Consider the following 16,555-nt stretch of genomic DNA (forward strand, 5'->3'; position numbering starts at 1 on the left):
GAATGGCGCGGAGCGTGAATCGTAGCCACTCCCGAAGGGAGACACACGCATGGCCCGCCTGAAATTCCTCTGCGACAGCGATCGCTGCATCGAGTGCAATGCCTGCGTCACCGCCTGCAAGAACGAGCACGAGGTGCCCTGGGGCATCAACCGCCGGCGGGTGGTGACGCTGAACGACGGTAAGCCCGGGGAGCGCAGCATCTCCATGGCCTGCATGCACTGCACCGACGCGCCCTGTGCCGCGGTCTGCCCCACCTCCTGCTTCTACGGCACGGCGGATGCGCTCGTGCTGCACGACAAGGACCTGTGCATCGGCTGCGGCTACTGCTTCTACGCCTGCCCCTTCGGCGCGCCGCAATATCCGCGTGTCGGCAATTTCGGCGGGCGCGGCAAGATGGATAAATGCACTTACTGCGCCGGCGGCCCGCAGCAGGACAACACCGCCGTCGAGTACATGCAGTACGGCAGCAACCGCATCGCCGAAGGCAAGCTGCCGCTCTGCGCCGAGATGTGCTCGACCAAGGCGCTGCTCGCCGGCGATGGCGAGATCATCGCCGCGATCTACCGCGAGAGGGTGCAGCAGCGCGGTTTCGGCTCCGGCGCCTGGGGCTGGCGCACCGCCTACAAGCAGGAGCTGACGGTATGAGGGCGCTTCCTGTCGCAGCTTGCGTGCTGGCGCTTTCCCTCGTCGGCACGGCCCTGGCGCAGCAGCAGGAGCAGGCACCCGGCCTGCCCGCCGGCTCGGCCGAGGTGCAGTCCGCCGCGCCGGAGGTCGGCGCCGGCCGCGGCGGGCCGAACAGCACCCAGCCCAATTCCTCCGAACCGTCGCTGCCGACGGGCCAGCCGCGCAGCGCGGCGCCGGAGGGGATCGCGCCCCGGCCGCCCAGGCCGGTCACGCCCATCCCCGCGCCGCCGCCGATGACGGCGCGGGGCGGCCCTGATGCGGCGGAGGTCGAACTGCAGCACGCGCTCCGCGGTGGCGTCATCCAGGGCATGGTCAGCATCCCTAACCAGTCGGCCGGCATCCTGATCCAGCCGGAAGGGCGGGACTGGCGCGGCTTCCGCACCCGGACGCTGACCATCGCCGGCGCCGCCCTCGTGCTCGGCATGGTTGTGCTTCTCGGCATCCTGTACTTCTGGAAGGGGCCGCAGCGCATCGAGGCCGGACGCTCCGGCCGCAGCATCGAGCGCTACGGCCCGCTCGAGCGGGTCAATCACTGGATGGTCGCATCCAGCTTCGTCATCCTCGGCCTCAGCGGGCTCAACATCACCTTCGGCGCCTATGTGCTGCGCCCGGTGATCGGGGCGGAGGCCTTCACCACCTTCACCCTCTGGACCCAGGCGGCGCACCACTTCCTGTCCTTCCCCTTCACCTTCGGCATCATTGTCATGCTGCTGATCTGGGCACGGGACAACCTGCCGGCGCGCGTCGACCTCGCCTGGATCCGCGCGGGCGGACCCTTCGCCAAGGGGCACCCGCCGGCCGGCCGGTTCAACCCCGCGCAGAAGGGGCTCTACTGGTTCACCATCCTCGGCGGGCTGGTGGCGGCGGTCAGCGGCTACCTGCTGATGGCGCCGGCGCTCCTCGACAACATCAGCAGCCAGCAGGTGGCGCATGTCGTCCATGCCGGCATGGCCATGCTGATGATTGCCGCCATCCTGGTGCACATCTATGTCGGCACGATCGGTGCCGAGGGCGCCTTCGAGGCGATGTCCACCGGCCGCGTCGATTTCAACTACGCGCGGGAGCATAACAGCCTCTGGGTGGAGGAACGTCTGACCGAGGCGCGGCGGAGCGTGGCCCCCGCCGATGCCAGGACGGCCGGAGCGGATTGAGAGAGGGCCTCAGCCGGTGGCGTCGCGGATGCGGTCCAGGTGCAGCTCGGCCCTGGCGCCCCAGCCGCTGACGCCTTCCGGCACCTCCGGCCGGAAGGCCTCGTAGAGCCGGAAGCCCGTGCGGTTCAGCTCCTCGGGCGGCAGCCGGGCGGCGAGGCTTTCCATCGCCGCCCGCACCCCCGGGAGCCGCTCGCCGAAGGCGCGTGCGACATAGGCCTGCACGGCACCCGGCCCGGCGGGCCTGCCATCCGGCTCGGCGGCGAGCAACTGGCCATCGCTCTCGGTCACCGGGATCTCGCGCCCGAGCAGGCGCACCGTCCGGCGCGCCTGTGCCAGGCGGCGCGCCTTCGGGTCGGCGTCACCCTCCTCGGCAAGGCCCAGCCGCCTCGCCTTGGCGCGCGCCGCCGTGCCGGCCACCGCGCTGGCCAGGCTGAGCGCCGTGCCGGGCGGGTGGCCGAGCCGCTCGGCAACCACCGCCGCCCAGAGGGTGAGGACAGGGGCGCGGTTCACGCGGATCGGGCGGTTCGTCATGTCGGGGATCTGGGGCTCCGCCGCCGGGCTCGCATCGGCCATGACCCGGCAACGGAATCGCTACTGTTTGAGATGTACCTCCCGGGCCGCTGGCGCTTTGTCATTCCTGGGCGGCCAGGAAGGCCGGAGGATGGTGCGCGACGGCCCCTGGCAGGCCGGCGCCGGAGATGCAGGGGAAAGGTGAAGTCGATGGCGGAGCGGGGTGTGGGTCGGGGCAGGGGCGGCGGAGCCGTGCCGTGCCGGCCGGGCGGGGCAATGGAGAATGGCCGATGATGCCGCTCGTGCTCGCGTCTCGCTCCGTTGCGCCGGCGCCGCTGCACAGCTTCATCTCGGGCATCGGGGAGCGGGCGGCGCCGGAGGACCTGGCCGGCCTGCGGATCGGCCTGCCGCTTCGCCTGCGCTGCGCGGCACGGCCGAGCCGTGGTTGCACGCTGGAGATCCTGGCGCCGTCGGGGCGACCGCTCGGCTGGCTGCCGCGGGAGGATGCGGCGGTGCTGGAGGCGCTCGGCTGCGATCCGGATGCGACCGCGGTGCGGGTCAGTGGCATCGTCCCGGCCTTCCAGCGCCCCCGGGTGCAGATCGAGATCGCATTGCCGGCCTGGCCTGAGGAGGTCGCGCCGGCCGCCTGAGGAGGAGCCTCCGCCCGCTGGCGCCGCAAAGGCTGCGGCCACCGGCGGATCGGGGCTGGCCAGGACGCCAGGGCAGGCTATCACCGCATCCGGCAATGACGGGGAGGATGCGATGGCGATCCGGCGTTTGGCGGAAGAGGGGCGGCTCTCCGGCGCGGTGGTGCATGGCGAGCTGGTCTATCTGGCCGGGCAGGTGGCCGACGACTCGAGCCTGGATGCCGAGGGGCAGACCGCCGACATCCTGGCCCAGATCGACGCGCTGCTGGCCGAGGCCGGTACCTCCAAGCGCAACCTGCTCAGCGTGACCGTGGTCCTGGCCGACATCGCCGATGCGCCGGCGATGAACCGCGCCTGGGACCGCTGGCTCGACCCCTCGGCCAAGCCGGCCCGCATGACCATCCAGGCGCCGCTGGTCGATCCTGCCTGGAAGGTGGAGATCACTGGCATCGCCGCGCTGGACGGGGGAATGCCGGGGGCGTGACTTCACGGGTGCCAGGGCATCGCCCGTCCAGGCGATCCGGCACCGCGGCCGGCCTGCCCTTTGCCCTGCCCCTGCTGCCCTTCGGCTCCGAGGAGATCATGCGGTGCAGGCGGGCCGGACGCGTCGGCGGGCGAGGGTGGGGGCACGTCCGCCCCGCATGCGACGGTCACGCCATCGGCGCTCCGCCCCGGCACCGCCGGCGATTGTGCATGGTTCCGCCGTAATCTTTGGCGATCATTGTTCATGTGGACCGGGCGGCAAGGTTGTGCCCGCTTCCCCTGGAGGATGCAGGATCGATGACCGACGCGGAGCGGGCCGCCTTCTGGCGCGGCAAGCGCGTTCTGGTGACCGGAGGCGCCGGGTTCCTCGGCAGCGCGCTGTGCCACCGCCTGGCCGCGCTCGGGGCGCGTGTCACCGCCATCGATGCGATGGTGGAGGACGGCGGCGCCAATATCGCCAATCTGGAGGGTGCCTCGGTCCTTCTGGTCCGCGGCGACATCCGCGATGTGGAACTCCACTCGCTCGCCAGGGATGCGGACATCCTGTTCAACATGGCGGCGCAGACCAGCCATATGGGCGGCCAGCGCGACCCGGTCGCGGATATCGCGATCAATGCCGTCGCCCAGGTCCGCCTGATCCAGGTGATGCGGGAGGCGGCGCCGAAGGCGACGGTGGTCCATGCCTCCACCCGGCAGTTCTACGGCAAGCCGCTGCGCCTGCCGGTCGATGAGCTGCACCCGGTCCAGCCGCCGGACGCCAATGGCGTCTCGAAATTCGCCGGCGAGCAGTACTGGCTGCTGGAGCAGCGGGTGCATGGCCGGCCGGTCGTCGCGCTCCGGCTGACCAATTGCTACGGCCCGCGGCTGCGCATCCGCGACGCCCGCCAGACCTTCCTCGGCATCTGGATCCGTCAGGTGCTGAAGGGCGAGCCCTTCGAGGTCTGGGGCGGCGAGCAGCTCCGCGACCTCACCTATGTGGACGACGTGGTCCGGGCCTTCCTGCTGGCGGCGGAGAACGCCCCGCAGCCGGGGGTGGCCGGCCGGGTCTTCAATCTTGGCGGTTCGCCGCCGGCCTCCCTGATCGAACTCGCCGACCGGCTGATCGCGGCCAATGGCGGGCAGGGACACTATGTCGTGAAGAGCTTCCCGGCCGATCGTGCCCCCATCGACATCGGCAGCTACCACGCCGATGACCGCGCCTTCCGCGCCGCCACCGGCTGGGCGCCGCTGGTGGGGCTGGATGAGGGCCTGGCGCGTTCGCTGGAATGGTACCGTGCGCGGCTGGCCGACTATACCTGAGGGGGGCGATCCGGGACCGCTGCCATGAATGCTCCACAGACCATGATTCCTCAGGCCAATCCCGGCGCCGGCTACCAGGCGCAGAAGGGGGCCATCGACGCTGCGGTGCAGCGTGCCCTTGGTTCGGGCTGGTATATCCTGGGCCAGGAGGGCGAGGCCTTCGAGCGGGAATTCGCCGCCTGGCTCGGCACCACCCGCGCGGTCGGCTGCGCCAACGGCACGGATGCGCTGGCGCTGATCCTGCGGGGCCTCGGGATCGGGGAGGGGATGGCGGTCGCCACCGTCTCCCACACCGCGGTCGCGACCGTCGCGGCCATCGAGATGGTCGGCGCCGTGCCGCTGCTGCTCGATATCGACCCCGACACCTACACCATGGATGCCGAGGAACTCGCCTCGGTGCTGGAGGACCCGCCGCCCGGCCTGCCGCCGATCCGCGCCGCCATCGCCGTGCATCTCTATGGCCAGGCCTGCGAGCTCGACCCGATGCTGGAGGCCGCCGCGACCGCCGGCGTCGCGCTGATCGAGGATTGCGCGCAATGCCATGGCGCGACCCTGCATGGCCGCAAGCTCGGCACCTTCGGCGCGGCCTCGGCCTTCTCGCTCTACCCCACCAAGAATCTGGGCGCGCTCGGCGATGGCGGGGTGCTGGCGACCGATGATTTCGAACTCGCCGACCGCATCGCCGCCATCCGGCAATATGGCTGGAAGGAGCGCTACATCTCCTCCCTGGTCGGGGTGAACAGCCGGCTCGATGAGGTGCAGGCGGCGATCCTCAGGGTGAAGCTCACGGCGCTCGACGCCGGCAATGCCCGGCGGCGGGAGATCGCGGCGGCCTATGACGCGGCGCTCGCCGGCGGGCCGCTCGCGCCGCCGGTCCGGCGGGAGGATGCCGAGCATGTCTTCCACCAGTATGTGCTGCGCAGCCCGCACCGCAACGATCTGATGGCGCGGCTGAAGGGGATGGGGATTGGCACCGGCATCCATTATCCGGTGCCGGTCCATCTGCAATCCGCCTACAGGGACCGCGTGCCGCTGGGGCCCGCGGGCTGCGCCGAGACGGCGCGGGCCGCGCAGGAGGTCTTCAGCCTGCCGATGTATCCCGAATTGACGGATCCCCAGGTGGAGCAGATCTGCGCGGCCCTGCGGAGCCTGGCGGGGTAGGGCGCGGCCCACGCGTCCTGGATGGCGCGCGCCGGGGGCCTGAGGCCGGGCCGCCCGGCGAGCCTGGCATGATACGCTGGCCGGCGCTGCGCGGCGGGCCCGGCCGCTACCTGTTGCTCTTCCTGGCGCTCTATCTCGGCTGGGGCGTGCTCACCCCCTTCCTGCCGGCGGTTCTGGCGGGGCAGGGGCTCGGGGCCGAGGCGATCGGCCTCATCCTCGGCGCCGGCATGGCCCTGCGGCTGCTGGCGACGCCGCTGGTCGGGGCGCTGGCGGATCGACGGGCCGCGCCGCGGGCGGCGCTGGCCGCCATGCTCCTGCTCGCCGCCCTGGCCGCACCCGGCTTCACGGTTTTCGGCAGCTTTGCCCCGCTGCTGGCAATCGGCCTGCTGCATGCCGCGGCCACCGGGCCGGTCGGCGCCCTGCCGGATGCGCTCGCCCTGCGCGCCGCCGCGCCGGCTGGGCGCCTCGACTACGGCCTGGTGCGCGGGGCCGGGGCGGCCGCCTTCGTGGCCGGCACCGTGCTCGCCGGCCTCGCCGTAGGGGCGGCCGGTGGCCCGGGCGCGGCGATCTGGCTGCACGCCGCCTGCTTCCTGCTGGCAGCTTGCATCACCCTCGCCCTGCCGCCGCCGGTGCTGCCCACGCTCGCGGTCGCGGCGCCCCGCGCCGGCACCCTCCGGCCGCTCCTCGCCCTGCCGGCCTTCCGCCTGCTGCTGCTGGCGACAGCGCTGATCTCGGGCAGCCATGCCCTCCATGCCGGCTATGCCACGCTCTACTGGCAGGCGGCCGGGCTCGGGCCGGAGGCGATCGGCCTGCTCTGGTCCCTGGCGGTGGGGGCGGAGGTGGGGGTCTTCCTCCTGCTCGGCCGCCGCCTGCTGGCGCGGCTGGGACCCGGCGGCCTCTGCGCGCTCGCCGCCGCGGCCGGCCTGCTGCGCTGGTCGATCATGGCGACCACCGCCGCCCTGCCCGCGATGCTGCTTGCCCAGCCGCTGCACGGGCTGACCTTCGCGGCGCAGCACCTGGCGGCCATGGCGGTGATCCAGCGCGTCGTGCCGCCGGCGCTCGGGGCCTCGGCGCAGTCGCTCTATGCCGCGCTCGGCGTAGGATTGTCCGGCGCCTTGCTCACCATTGCCTCCGGCGCGCTTTATGGGAGCTTCGGCGCCGCGGCCTTCTGGGCCATGGCGCTGCTCTGCCTCGCCGCCCTGCCATCGGCATGGGCCTTGCAGAGCCGTCTGGCGTGACCGCGCATCCGGCCGGTCATGCTCCCCCGCTCGCCGGAGGGCGGCCCGAGGAAGGGCTAGCCTCCGGGCTCTTCGCAGGTGCAACATCGCCCCATGCCGGACATCGCGCCCGATCCCCTCCAGGAACTCCTCGCCCGCCTGCGGGAGGCGCGCGACGCCGCCGCGCAGGACCCCTTCGGCGATCCCGTCCTGCTCGTCGCCCTTGCCATCAGCCGGCGGATGGATGACGGGCTGCTCGACCTCGATGGTCTCGCGGACCTGGTCCAGCGCCTCTCCGACCTGGCCGCGACCGACCGCGCCCGGCGCCTCGCCGCCTATGTCGGGCTTGGGGGCGGCGAGCCCTCCCTCCCGGCGCTGGCCGAACGGCTGGTCCGGCCGGATCCGGAGGACAGCCCGATCCCCTTCGCGCGCTACCGCGCCCTGATCGAGACGCCGCGCTTCGCCGCGGTCTTCACCGCCCACCCGACCTTCTCCCTGCCGCCCGAGACCGGCACCGCGCTGGCCGAGGCGGCGAGCGGGGCGGAGTTCCCGGCCGGCCTCACCCACCGCCCATCGCCGCCGACGCTCGCCGAGGAGTTCCGCCAGGCGGTCGCCGCCATCCAGCGCGGGCGCGATGCCCTGGACGGCCTGGCCGCCGCGCTGCTCTCGGCCGCCAGGGGCGTGTGGGGCGATCGCTGGACGACGCTCATCCCGCGCCCGGTCCTGCTCGCCTCCTGGGTCGGCTACGACACGGACGGCCGGACCGATATCGGCTGGTGGGACACGCTCAGGCTCCGCCTGACCATGAAGCGGCTGCAGCTGGAGCGGCTGTCGGGGCAGTTGGCCCCGCTCGGCGACTGCGCCGCCACGCTTGCCGGGCGCGTCGGTGCGGCGCTGGAGGCGGTCGAGGCCCAGATCGCCGCGGTTCCCGACAAGCCGGAGCCGGAGGCCGTGCAGCGCCTCGCGGCCGAGATGCTCGAGCGGCGTGATGCCGCGCTGACCGGCATCGACCCACTGCTGGCGCTGTTCCCCGCTGCCATCGCCGCCGCGCCGGACGATGCGACCCGGCTGGCCCTGGCTGTCGCCCGTGGCGGCCTCGCCGCCCATGGGCTGGCGCTGGCCCATACCCATGTCCGGCTGAACGCCGCGCAGGTGCACAATGCCGCCCGCCAGCGCCTGGGCTTCATGGCCTTGCCGGATGACATGGCGCAGCGGCGCGGGCTGCTCGCCGCCATCAATACCGCGCTCGGCGAGGTCCAGGCGCAGCCGGTCGATTTCGGCGCCCTGCTCGCCGAGCAGGCCTCCGCCGTGCGGCTGATGCTGACCTGCGCGCAGATCTCGAAGCATGTGGACGGCTCCGCCCCCATTCGCTTCCTGATCGCCGAGACCGAGACGGGTTATACGCTGCTCGCCGCGCTCTGGCTGGCCAGGCGCTTCGGCGTGGAGCACGCGGTCGAGCTCTCGCCGCTCTTCGAGACGGCCGAGGCGCTGGACCGGGGCGAGCGGGTGCTGGAGGAGGCGCTGCGCAGCCCGCATTACCGCGACTACCTGCGCCGGCACGGCCGCATCTGCCTGCAATTCGGCTATTCGGATTCCGGGCGCTATGTCGGCCAGCTCGCCGGCAGCTACCTGGCCGAGCGGCTGAAGCTCCGCCTCGTCGAGCTGCTGCGGCGGCACAAGCTCGACGGCATCGAGGTGGTGCTGTTCGACACCCATGGCGAGAGCGTCGGCCGCGGGGGGCATCCGGACAGCCTGGCCGACCGCCTGGCCTATCTCTCCCCGCCGCAGGCGCGCGCCGCGCTCGACGGCGCCGGGCTGAGGCTGCGGGAGGAGACGGCCTTCCAGGGCGGCGATGGCTACCTGCTGTTCGGTACGCCGCAGCTTGCCTCGGCCACCATCGCCGGCATCGCCGCGCATGCTTTCACGCCGATCGGGCCGGTGGATGACCCGGTCTACCACGAGGCCGATTACGTCGCGGATTTCTTCGCGACCGTCCGGCGGGAGATGCAGGCGCTGGTCGCCGACCCCGGCTATGCCGCGCTGCTCGGCGCCTTCGGGCCGGGGCTGCTGGACCGCACCGGCTCCCGCCCCGCGGTTCGGCAGTCGGACGGCATGGGCGGGCCGATGCGCATCACCCATCCCTCCCAGCTCCGCGCCATTCCGAACAACGCCATCCTGCAGCAGCTCGGCTGGATGGCGAATTCCATCCACGGCCTCGGCATGGCGGCGACCGCCAATCCGGATGCCTTCAACGACCTGCGCGACCGCTCGCCGCGATTCAAGCGGGCACTCGCCCTGGCGGGGCGCGCCGCCGCCTGCTCCGATCTAGGCGTGCTGCGGGCGGTGGTGGATACGCTCGATCCCGGTCCTTGGCTGGACCGCGCCGGCTTCACCCGCCGCCCCGGCCGCCGGGAGGAGTTGTTGTCGGTTGCCGGCGCGGTGGAGCGGCTCGACCTTGATGCGCCGACCCGACGGCTGTTCCGCCGCCTGCAGGCCGACCACCTGGCGCTGCGCCATGCCTGGCCGGACCTGCCGACCATGCCGGACCGGCTGGTGCTGCTGCATGCGCTGCGCCTTACCCTGATCCACCGGATCTGGCTGCTGGCCGCCGACCTGCCGGAGTTCAGCCCGCGCCACGGCGCGACGCGGGAGACGCTAGTGCTGCGCATCCTCCAGCTCGACATCGAACCCTCCCTGCGGCTGCTGGACGAGGTCTTCCCGGCCGCGCCGGGTGCCGTGGTCGGGCTCGATTTCCACGAGCCCGCGCCGCCACGCGAGGGGCTGAGCTATGCCAAGGAACACGCGGCGATCTTCCAGCCCATGGCGCGGCTCTTCGCCCTGGTCCGCGGCTGCGGCGCCGCCATCACGCATGAGGTCGGGGCCTTCGGCTGAGGACGAGCACGGACGGGGGCGCCTTCCGGGGCCGGGCGGCGCGGCAGGCGCATCCGGCCGGGGGCAGTGCCTGGCCAACCCAGGCCGGCGATGTGGGCAGCCGGGCTTGCGGCGACCGCGAACCGCGGCACAATCCTGCGGAGATGGAGGCCGGGACCGGCGCGCCAGCGGGGCGGGCGGGCCGAGAGGCCCCGCGGGAGGGACACTCCAGCATGTCGGCGCTGCTCTTCGCCCCCTACACCATGCGGGATCTGCGGCTCGTCAACCGCATCGTTGTCTCGCCGATGGCGCAGTACTCCGCCACGCCGGAGGGCCATGCGACGCCCTGGCACCTGATGCATGTCGGCAACCTCTGTGTCTCGGGCGCCGGGCTCGTCATCATGGAGGCGACGGCGGTGGAGCCGCGCGGCCGCGTCTCGCCGCGCTGCCTCGGCCTCTGGACCGATGCCCAGGCCGAGGCGCTGCGGCCGGTCCTGGCGTTCTGCCGTGCCCATGGCACGGCCGCGCTCGGGATCCAGCTGGCGCATGCCGGGCGCAAGGGCTCGGTCGCCCGCCCCTGGGAAGGGCAGGAGACGGTGGCGCCGGCGGATGGGGGGTGGCAGCCGGTATCCTCCTGCGACCTCGCCTATCCGGGGCGCCCAGCGCCGCACCCGCTCTCGGTCGAGGAACTGGCCGGGATGAAGGAGGCTTTCGTCGCCGCGGCGCGCCGGGCCGATGCGCTGGGCTTCGACCTGATCGAGTTGCATGCCGCACATGGCTATCTGCTGAACAGTTTCCTCTCGCCGCTCGCCAACCGCCGCAACGATGCCTATGGCGGCGACCTGCCGGGCCGCATGCGCTACCCGCTCGAGGTCTTCGCCGCCATCCGGGCCGTCTGGCCGCCGGGGAAGCCGCTCGGCGTGCGGATCTCGGCGACCGACTGGGTGGAAGGCGGCTGGACCGGCGATGACAGCCTGGCCTTCGCCCGGGCGCTGAAAGCGCTGGGCTGCGACTATGTCACCGCCTCTTCCGGCGGGATCAGCCCGTCGCAGACGATCTCGCCTGGCCCGGGCTACCAAGTGCCCTATGCGCGCCGCATCCAGCAGGAGGCCGGGATGCCCGCCATGGCGGTCGGGCTGCTGCATGACCCTGACCTGGCCGAGCAGGTGCTGCAGGATGGCGCGGCGGAGTTGATCGCGCTCGGGCGCGGGATGATGTGGGAGCCGCGCTGGCCCTGGCATGCCGCCGAGACGCTGGGCGCGAGCGCGCCCTTCCCGCCGCAATATGCCCGCAGCCATCCTTCCATGCGGTTCGGCGACCCGGCCAAGCCCTTCCTGGAGCGGCCGGCGGGGTGAGGCCGGCCCCCTCCGGCGGGACCTTCAGCCCTGCGGGCGCCAGGCCGACATGGCCCGCGCGCCCAGCAGGCAGCCGAGCGCGATGCCCGCCCAGTCCTGGCCGGCGAAGAGGCAGGCGGCCAGCCCGGCCACGCCGAGGCCGAGCAGGATGTGGCTGCGCGTCATCCCGACGAGGTGATCGAACCAGAAGCCCATGACGACGCCGCCGATGATGGTGGCCAGGAGGAAAGGGGTCATGCCGCCCATCCTCGCCCCGCATGGTCGCCAGACTCTTGCCGCTCCCGCCTGCCCGGGGGGCCGTCGGGTGGCGCGCGGCGCATCACCGCTGCCGGGCATGGAGCGGCCCTTCCTGCCCTGCGGCCGAAGCGAGGCGCAGGGCCGCCATCCATCGCCCGGGGCGACCTGCCCGGGTGGCCTGCCGTTCGGGACAGCGCGGCTCGTCTCGGCTCCCTCCCATGCCATGCTGCTGCATTGCACCGCGCCGGTGATCCGGCCGATGCCTGCCTCCGGCGGGGCAGGGCGCGGTGCCTTGGGCAGGGTATCAACCCACCGCCGGCGGAATCCCGAGCCGCGCCGTCGCCGCCCCGCGCGCCGCCGGATCCAGCAGGTCCGCCAGCGTCATGCCGTCCAGCACGCCGAGGAAGGCCGCCAGGGCCTGCCCCAGTGCCATCTGCAGCCGGCAGGCGCCGGCGAGCGCGCAGCGCTCCCCGGTGACATCGCCGCAGGGATCGCCGCCGGGGCCGAAGCAGGCGACCAGCCCGAGGTCCTCCTCCATCCGCCGCACCACCTCGCCCAGCCGGATCGCCTCCGGCGGCCGCGCCAGCACCATGCCGCCACCGCGGCCGCGCCGCGTCTCGACGAAGCCGGCAGCCGCCAAGCGCTGCACCACCTTGTCCAGGTGGTTGGCCGAGATCCGCCAGGCGGTGGCGATCTCCTCGGTCTGCACCCGCGCGCCCGGCCGCAGGCCGAGATGCATCAGGGTGCGGAAGGCAAGGTCGGTGTGCAGCGTGAGGCGCATGGCTCATTCGTATACAGGGCATGGCCGGCGGGCCGGCAGGCTGATAAGTGGTGTTTGTTATACCACATTCGGAGACGGCCCATGCCCCTCAGCGATACGACCATCGCCCTGGTGAAGGCCACCATTCCCGCGCTGGAGCAGCACGGGATCGCCATCACCCGCCGGATGTATGAGCGGATGTTCCGGAATGAGGAGATCCGCGACCTCTTCAACCAGTCCCACCATGGCGAGACCGGCGCCCAGCCCAAGGCGCTGGCCGGGGCGGTACTGGCCTATGCGCGGAACATCGACAACCTCGCCGTGCTCGGCGCTGCGGTGGAGCGGATCGCCCAGAAGCATGTCGGCCTGCTGATCCGGCCGGAACACTACCCGCATGTGGCGGAGGCGCTGCTGGGCGCGATCGGCGACGTGCTGGGGGAGGCGGCGACGCCCGAGATCCTGGCCGCCTGGGGAGAGGCCTACTGGGCCCTGGCGGACATCCTGATCGGCCGGGAGGCGCAGATCTACCGCGCCATCGCAACGGCGCCCGGCGGCTGGGAAGGCTGGCGGCGCTTCGTGGTGGCGGAGAAGGTGCGGGAGAGCGACCTCATCACCTCCTTCCATCTCCGGCCCCAGGATGGCGGCCGGGTGCTGCGCCACCGCCCCGGCCAGTACCTGACCTTCCGGCTGTCACTGCCGGGGCATACGCTGCTGAAGCGCAACTACAGCATTTCCTCGGCGCCGGAGGATGCCGGCTACCGGATCAGCGTGAAGCGGGAAGGGCAGGGGGCGGTTTCCAATTGGCTGCACGATCAGGCCGGGCCGGGCACGGTGCTGGACGTGGCGGCGCCGGCCGGTGAATTCGTCCTGCCGGAGCGGCCGGAGCGGCCGGTGGTGCTGCTCTCGGGCGGCGTCGGGCTGACCCCGCTGCTCTCCATGCTGGAGACCATCGGCCGGCTGCATCCGGGGCTGGAGACGCATTGGGTGCATGGCGCCCTGAACGGCGCCACCCAGGCCTTCGGTCCCCGGGTGCGGGAACTGGCCGGGCGGCTGCCCTCCCTCACGGCCACCACCTTCCACGAGGCGCCGCGGCCGGCGGACAATGGCCAGGCGGAGCAGGGCCGGATCACCCCGGACTGGCTGCGCGCCAACACCCCGCTGGACTCGGCGGACTACTTCCTGTGCGGACCGAAGCCCTTCCTGCGCAGCCTGGTCGGCGGCCTGGCCGCGGCGGGCGTGCCGGCCCAGCGGATCCATTACGAGTTCTTCGGCCCGGCCGACGAGATGTTGGCGGCCTGACAGAGTTCTAGGCGGCGGGACCCTGTGTTCGTTGCGCGGCAGACCGGCGTCACGCCTGAGCCTGCGACGCAAGCGCCCGCAGAGTCCTGATGCGGTCACGCATCCGGGCCAGTGGTTTGAGCGGGCCTTGGCATCCCGGCCCATGTCCGGTGTGGGTCAGGCCACCGGCGGAAGCCGGGTCAGGCACGCCCTGGCGTCCAGGCCTCCTGTGGTGCGCGTGGCGGGGAGATGGGGGCAGGGGCGGCGGCAATCCTGTCCCCGCTCCGGCCGGCCTGCTAAACCCCCGCCACCATGACCGACCACGACATCTTCGCCGCGCTCCGCGCCCGGACCATCGCGGCCCTCGCCGAACTTCTGCCCGATCTGCCCGGCGAGACCTTCGCCCGCGTGCTGATGGAGCCGCCGCGCGACCCCAGCCATGGCGACATGGCGACCAACGGCGCGCTGGTGGTGGCGAAGCAGGCCAGGCAGGCGCCGCCGAAGCTGGCTGCCGTGCTGGCCGAGAAGCTGGCGGCGCTGCCTGAGATCGAGAGCGCCACGCCGGCCGGGCCCGGCTTCGTCAACCTCCGGCTGCGCGAATCCGTCCTGCGGGCGCAGGTCCCGGTTATCCTGGCCGAAGGCGAGCGCTACGGCGACGGCCGCACGGGCGGGGGCCGCCGGATCGATGTGGAATACGTCTCCGCCAATCCCACCGGCCCGATGCATGTCGGCCATTGCCGCGGCGCGGTGGTGGGCGATGCGCTGGCGAACCTGCTGGCCAAGGCCGGCTGGGACGTGACCAAGGAATACTACATCAACGATGCCGGGGCGCAGGTGCAGGCGCTCGCCTATGCCGCCTACTGGCGTTACCTGCAGGCCCTCGGCACCACCATGACCGAGGACCAGTACGCGCAGCTCCTCCCTGGCGGGCTGCAGTACCGGGGCGAGTATCTGATCCCGGTCGGCCAGGCGCTGCGCGACCGCTTCGGCACCGCGCTCGCCTCGGAGGATCCCGAGCACAGGCATGGCATGCTCGGCCCCGACCACTGGCTGGAGATCGTGCGCGAATTCACCGTCGAGCGGATGATGGAGGCGATCCGCGAGGATCTCGCGGCGCTCGGCGTGGTGCAGGACGTCTTCGTCTCCGAGGCACAGCTCGTCCGCGAGGGCAAGCTCGAGCAGGCGGAGAAGCTTCTCTTCGACAAGGGGCTGATCTATCGCGGCGTGCTGGAGCCGCCGAAGGGCAAGGCGCCGGAGGACTGGGAGCCGCGCGAGCAGACGCTGTTCCGCGCCACGCAATTCGGCGACGAGGTCGATCGGCCGCTGCGCAAATCCGACGGCTCCGGCACCTACTTCGCCAACGACATCGCCAACCACCTGCACAAGATCGAGCGCGGCTTCGCCGAACTCGTGCATGTCTGGGGCGCCGACCATGGCGGCTATGTCAAGCGCATGCAGGCGGCCGTCGCCGCGCTCTCGGGCAACACCGTGCCGCTCGATGTCGTGCTGGCGCAGATCGTGCACGTGGTGAAGGACGGCCAGCCCGTGCGCATGAGCAAGCGCGCCGGCACCTATGTGACGCTGCGCGACCTGATCGACGAGGTCGGGCGGGATGCCGTGCGCTTCACCATGCTGACGCGCAAGGCCGATGCGCAGATGGAGTTCGACCTGAACAAGGTGGTCGAGCAATCGCGAGACAACCCGGTCTTCTATGTGCAATATGCGCATGCCCGCTGCCGCTCGGTTCTGCGCTCGGCCGGCGACCCGCCGCCGGGCGACCTGGCGCTGGCGCCGCTCGACAGCCTGACCGACCCTGCCGAGCTTGCCCTCCTGCGGCGCCTGACCACCTGGCCGCGCACGGTGGAGGCGGCCGCCCTGGCCCGCGAGCCGCATCGAATCGCGTTTTTTCTCCATGACTTGGCCGGCGACTTTCATGTACTGTGGAACAAGGGTCGCGATGACGCGACCCTGCGATTCATCCGGGCGGATGAGCCGGAGGCGACGCGGGCAAGGCTTGCCCTGGTCGCCGCCACGGGGACGGTCATCCGCTCGGGCCTCGCGGTGATGGGGGTGACACCCGTCGAGGAGATGCGGTGAGCGATCTGGCTGTACCCTCCTGGCGCCTGCGCCCGGAGAAGCAGGCTCCGTCCTGGCGCATGCTCGCGGTGGCCGGGGGGCTGCTGGGCGCGGTGGCCGTGGCCGGCGCCGTGACCTGGGGCCTCTCGCGCATGGGGCCGCGCACGGTCCCGGTGATCGAGCCCGACGCGCGGCCCTTGAAGGTGCGGCCGGAGAATCCCGGCGGCCTCATCGTGCCGAACCAGGACCAGCTGGTGCTGGAGCCGCCGCAGGTGCGGCGCGACGCCGAGCGCCGCAGCGGCAGTGCGCTGCTGGATTCCGGGCCGGAGGCGCCTGCGCTCGACCAGTTGCGGCAGCATGCGGCACCGCCCGCGCCGCCCCAGGTTGCGGCGCCGCCCGTGCCGCCGCAGGCCGCGCCGGCACCGGTGCCGCAGGCGCCCTCCGCCCTGGCGAATGCCGCGCCGCTGGCGCCGCCCGTCGCGGCCCCGGCAGTGGTGGCGGCGCCAGCCGCCGGTCCGGCACCCCCGGCAGCGCCTCCGGCCGCCCTGGCCGGCGCGCCGCGGCCGGTGCCGAATGGCCGCGCCATGGTGCAGCTCGGCGCCCTGGTATCGGAGGAGGCGGCGCGTGCCGAATGGGACCGGCTGGTCCGCCGCGTGCCCGAGCTGGCCGGCTTCCAGCCGCGCGTCTTCCGGCTGGAGCGGGAGGGGCAGGCGCCGCTCTTCCGCCTGCGCACCGGCGGGCTCGCCGATGCCGCCGCGGCCAAGGCGCTCTGCGAGGCCGTGAGGGCCAAGGGCGGGGCCTGCAACCCCGTCGGGGGCTGACGCC

The 16,555-nt window shown here is 72.7% G+C and carries 15 protein-coding genes; 12 read left to right on the plus strand and 3 right to left on the minus strand.

Going from position 1 to position 16,555, the window contains the following annotated elements; genetic code table 11:
- Window positions 1-49: 49 nt before the first annotated feature.
- Both fdh3B and LHA35_RS14405 read left to right on the plus strand, forming a co-directional pair.
- Entirely contained in the window at window positions 50-646 is a 597-nt protein-coding gene (gene fdh3B / locus LHA35_RS14400; RefSeq protein ID WP_226608971.1) for a formate dehydrogenase FDH3 subunit beta, read from the plus strand.
- A complete protein-coding gene (locus LHA35_RS14405; protein WP_226608972.1) occupies window positions 643-1,836 on the plus strand; it encodes a formate dehydrogenase subunit gamma in 1,194 nt (397 codons plus the stop codon). The genes fdh3B and LHA35_RS14405 overlap by 4 nt, the downstream gene beginning before the upstream one ends.
- 9 nt (window positions 1,837-1,845) lie before the next feature.
- Here LHA35_RS14405 and LHA35_RS14410 read toward each other — a convergent pair whose 3' ends face one another.
- The gene (locus LHA35_RS14410) at window positions 1,846-2,409 is read right to left on the minus strand and encodes a hypothetical protein (protein ID WP_226608973.1); all 564 of its coding nucleotides are present in this window, start codon (window positions 2,407-2,409) and stop codon (window positions 1,846-1,848) included.
- 227 nt (window positions 2,410-2,636) lie between these two features.
- Here LHA35_RS14410 and LHA35_RS14415 point away from each other — a divergent pair, with 227 nt between their 5' ends.
- From LHA35_RS14415 to LHA35_RS14445, 7 genes are all read left to right on the plus strand, one after another.
- Complete coding sequence (locus LHA35_RS14415; protein ID WP_226608974.1) at window positions 2,637-2,996, plus strand: hypothetical protein; 360 nt, start codon at window positions 2,637-2,639, stop codon at window positions 2,994-2,996.
- A gap of 112 nt (window positions 2,997-3,108) precedes the next feature.
- Window positions 3,109-3,477, plus strand: a complete 369-nt coding sequence (locus tag LHA35_RS14420) for a RidA family protein (protein ID WP_226608975.1) — start codon at window positions 3,109-3,111, stop codon at window positions 3,475-3,477.
- A 296-nt stretch (window positions 3,478-3,773) separates the two neighbouring features.
- Complete coding sequence (locus LHA35_RS14425) at window positions 3,774-4,775, plus strand: NAD-dependent epimerase/dehydratase family protein (protein ID WP_226608976.1); 1,002 nt, start codon at window positions 3,774-3,776, stop codon at window positions 4,773-4,775.
- A gap of 42 nt (window positions 4,776-4,817) precedes the next feature.
- On the plus strand, window positions 4,818-5,936 hold the full coding sequence (locus tag LHA35_RS14430; protein ID WP_226608977.1) for a DegT/DnrJ/EryC1/StrS family aminotransferase: 1,119 nt from the start codon (window positions 4,818-4,820) through the stop codon (window positions 5,934-5,936).
- 68 nt (window positions 5,937-6,004) lie between these two features.
- Complete coding sequence (locus tag LHA35_RS14435; protein ID WP_226608978.1) at window positions 6,005-7,174, plus strand: MFS transporter; 1,170 nt, start codon at window positions 6,005-6,007, stop codon at window positions 7,172-7,174.
- Window positions 7,175-7,267: 93 nt separating this feature from the next.
- On the plus strand, window positions 7,268-10,045 hold the full coding sequence (locus LHA35_RS14440; RefSeq protein WP_226608979.1) for a phosphoenolpyruvate carboxylase: 2,778 nt from the start codon (window positions 7,268-7,270) through the stop codon (window positions 10,043-10,045).
- Window positions 10,046-10,257: 212 nt separating this feature from the next.
- On the plus strand, window positions 10,258-11,379 hold the full coding sequence (locus LHA35_RS14445; protein ID WP_226608980.1) for an NADH:flavin oxidoreductase/NADH oxidase: 1,122 nt from the start codon (window positions 10,258-10,260) through the stop codon (window positions 11,377-11,379).
- A 24-nt stretch (window positions 11,380-11,403) separates the two neighbouring features.
- On the opposite strand, the gene LHA35_RS14450 is transcribed toward LHA35_RS14445, so the two are convergent.
- Both LHA35_RS14450 and LHA35_RS14455 read right to left on the minus strand, forming a co-directional pair.
- The gene (locus LHA35_RS14450; RefSeq protein WP_226608981.1) at window positions 11,404-11,616 is read right to left on the minus strand and encodes a hypothetical protein; all 213 of its coding nucleotides are present in this window, start codon (window positions 11,614-11,616) and stop codon (window positions 11,404-11,406) included.
- A 304-nt stretch (window positions 11,617-11,920) separates the two neighbouring features.
- Window positions 11,921-12,397, minus strand: coding sequence for an RrF2 family transcriptional regulator (locus LHA35_RS14455; protein ID WP_226608982.1), 477 nt, complete (start codon window positions 12,395-12,397; stop codon window positions 11,921-11,923).
- 81 nt (window positions 12,398-12,478) lie between these two features.
- Between LHA35_RS14455 and hmpA the strand changes: the two genes are divergently transcribed.
- The 3 genes from hmpA to LHA35_RS14470 all read left to right on the plus strand — a co-directional run bounded on the left by hmpA (window position 12,479) and on the right by LHA35_RS14470 (window position 16,551).
- On the plus strand, window positions 12,479-13,675 hold the full coding sequence (gene hmpA / locus LHA35_RS14460) for an NO-inducible flavohemoprotein (protein ID WP_226608983.1): 1,197 nt from the start codon (window positions 12,479-12,481) through the stop codon (window positions 13,673-13,675).
- Window positions 13,676-13,966: 291 nt separating this feature from the next.
- Window positions 13,967-15,751, plus strand: coding sequence for an arginine--tRNA ligase (gene argS / locus LHA35_RS14465; RefSeq protein WP_226608984.1), 1,785 nt, complete (start codon window positions 13,967-13,969; stop codon window positions 15,749-15,751).
- On the plus strand, window positions 15,748-16,551 hold the full coding sequence (locus LHA35_RS14470; RefSeq protein ID WP_226608985.1) for an SPOR domain-containing protein: 804 nt from the start codon (window positions 15,748-15,750) through the stop codon (window positions 16,549-16,551). Before argS ends, LHA35_RS14470 begins: the two co-directional genes overlap by 4 nt.
- Window positions 16,552-16,555: the final 4 nt, after the last annotated feature.

This window comes from Roseicella aerolata, from assembly GCF_020523605.1.
In the GTDB taxonomy this organism is placed as follows: Bacteria; Pseudomonadota; Alphaproteobacteria; order Acetobacterales; family Acetobacteraceae; genus Paracraurococcus; species Paracraurococcus aerolatus.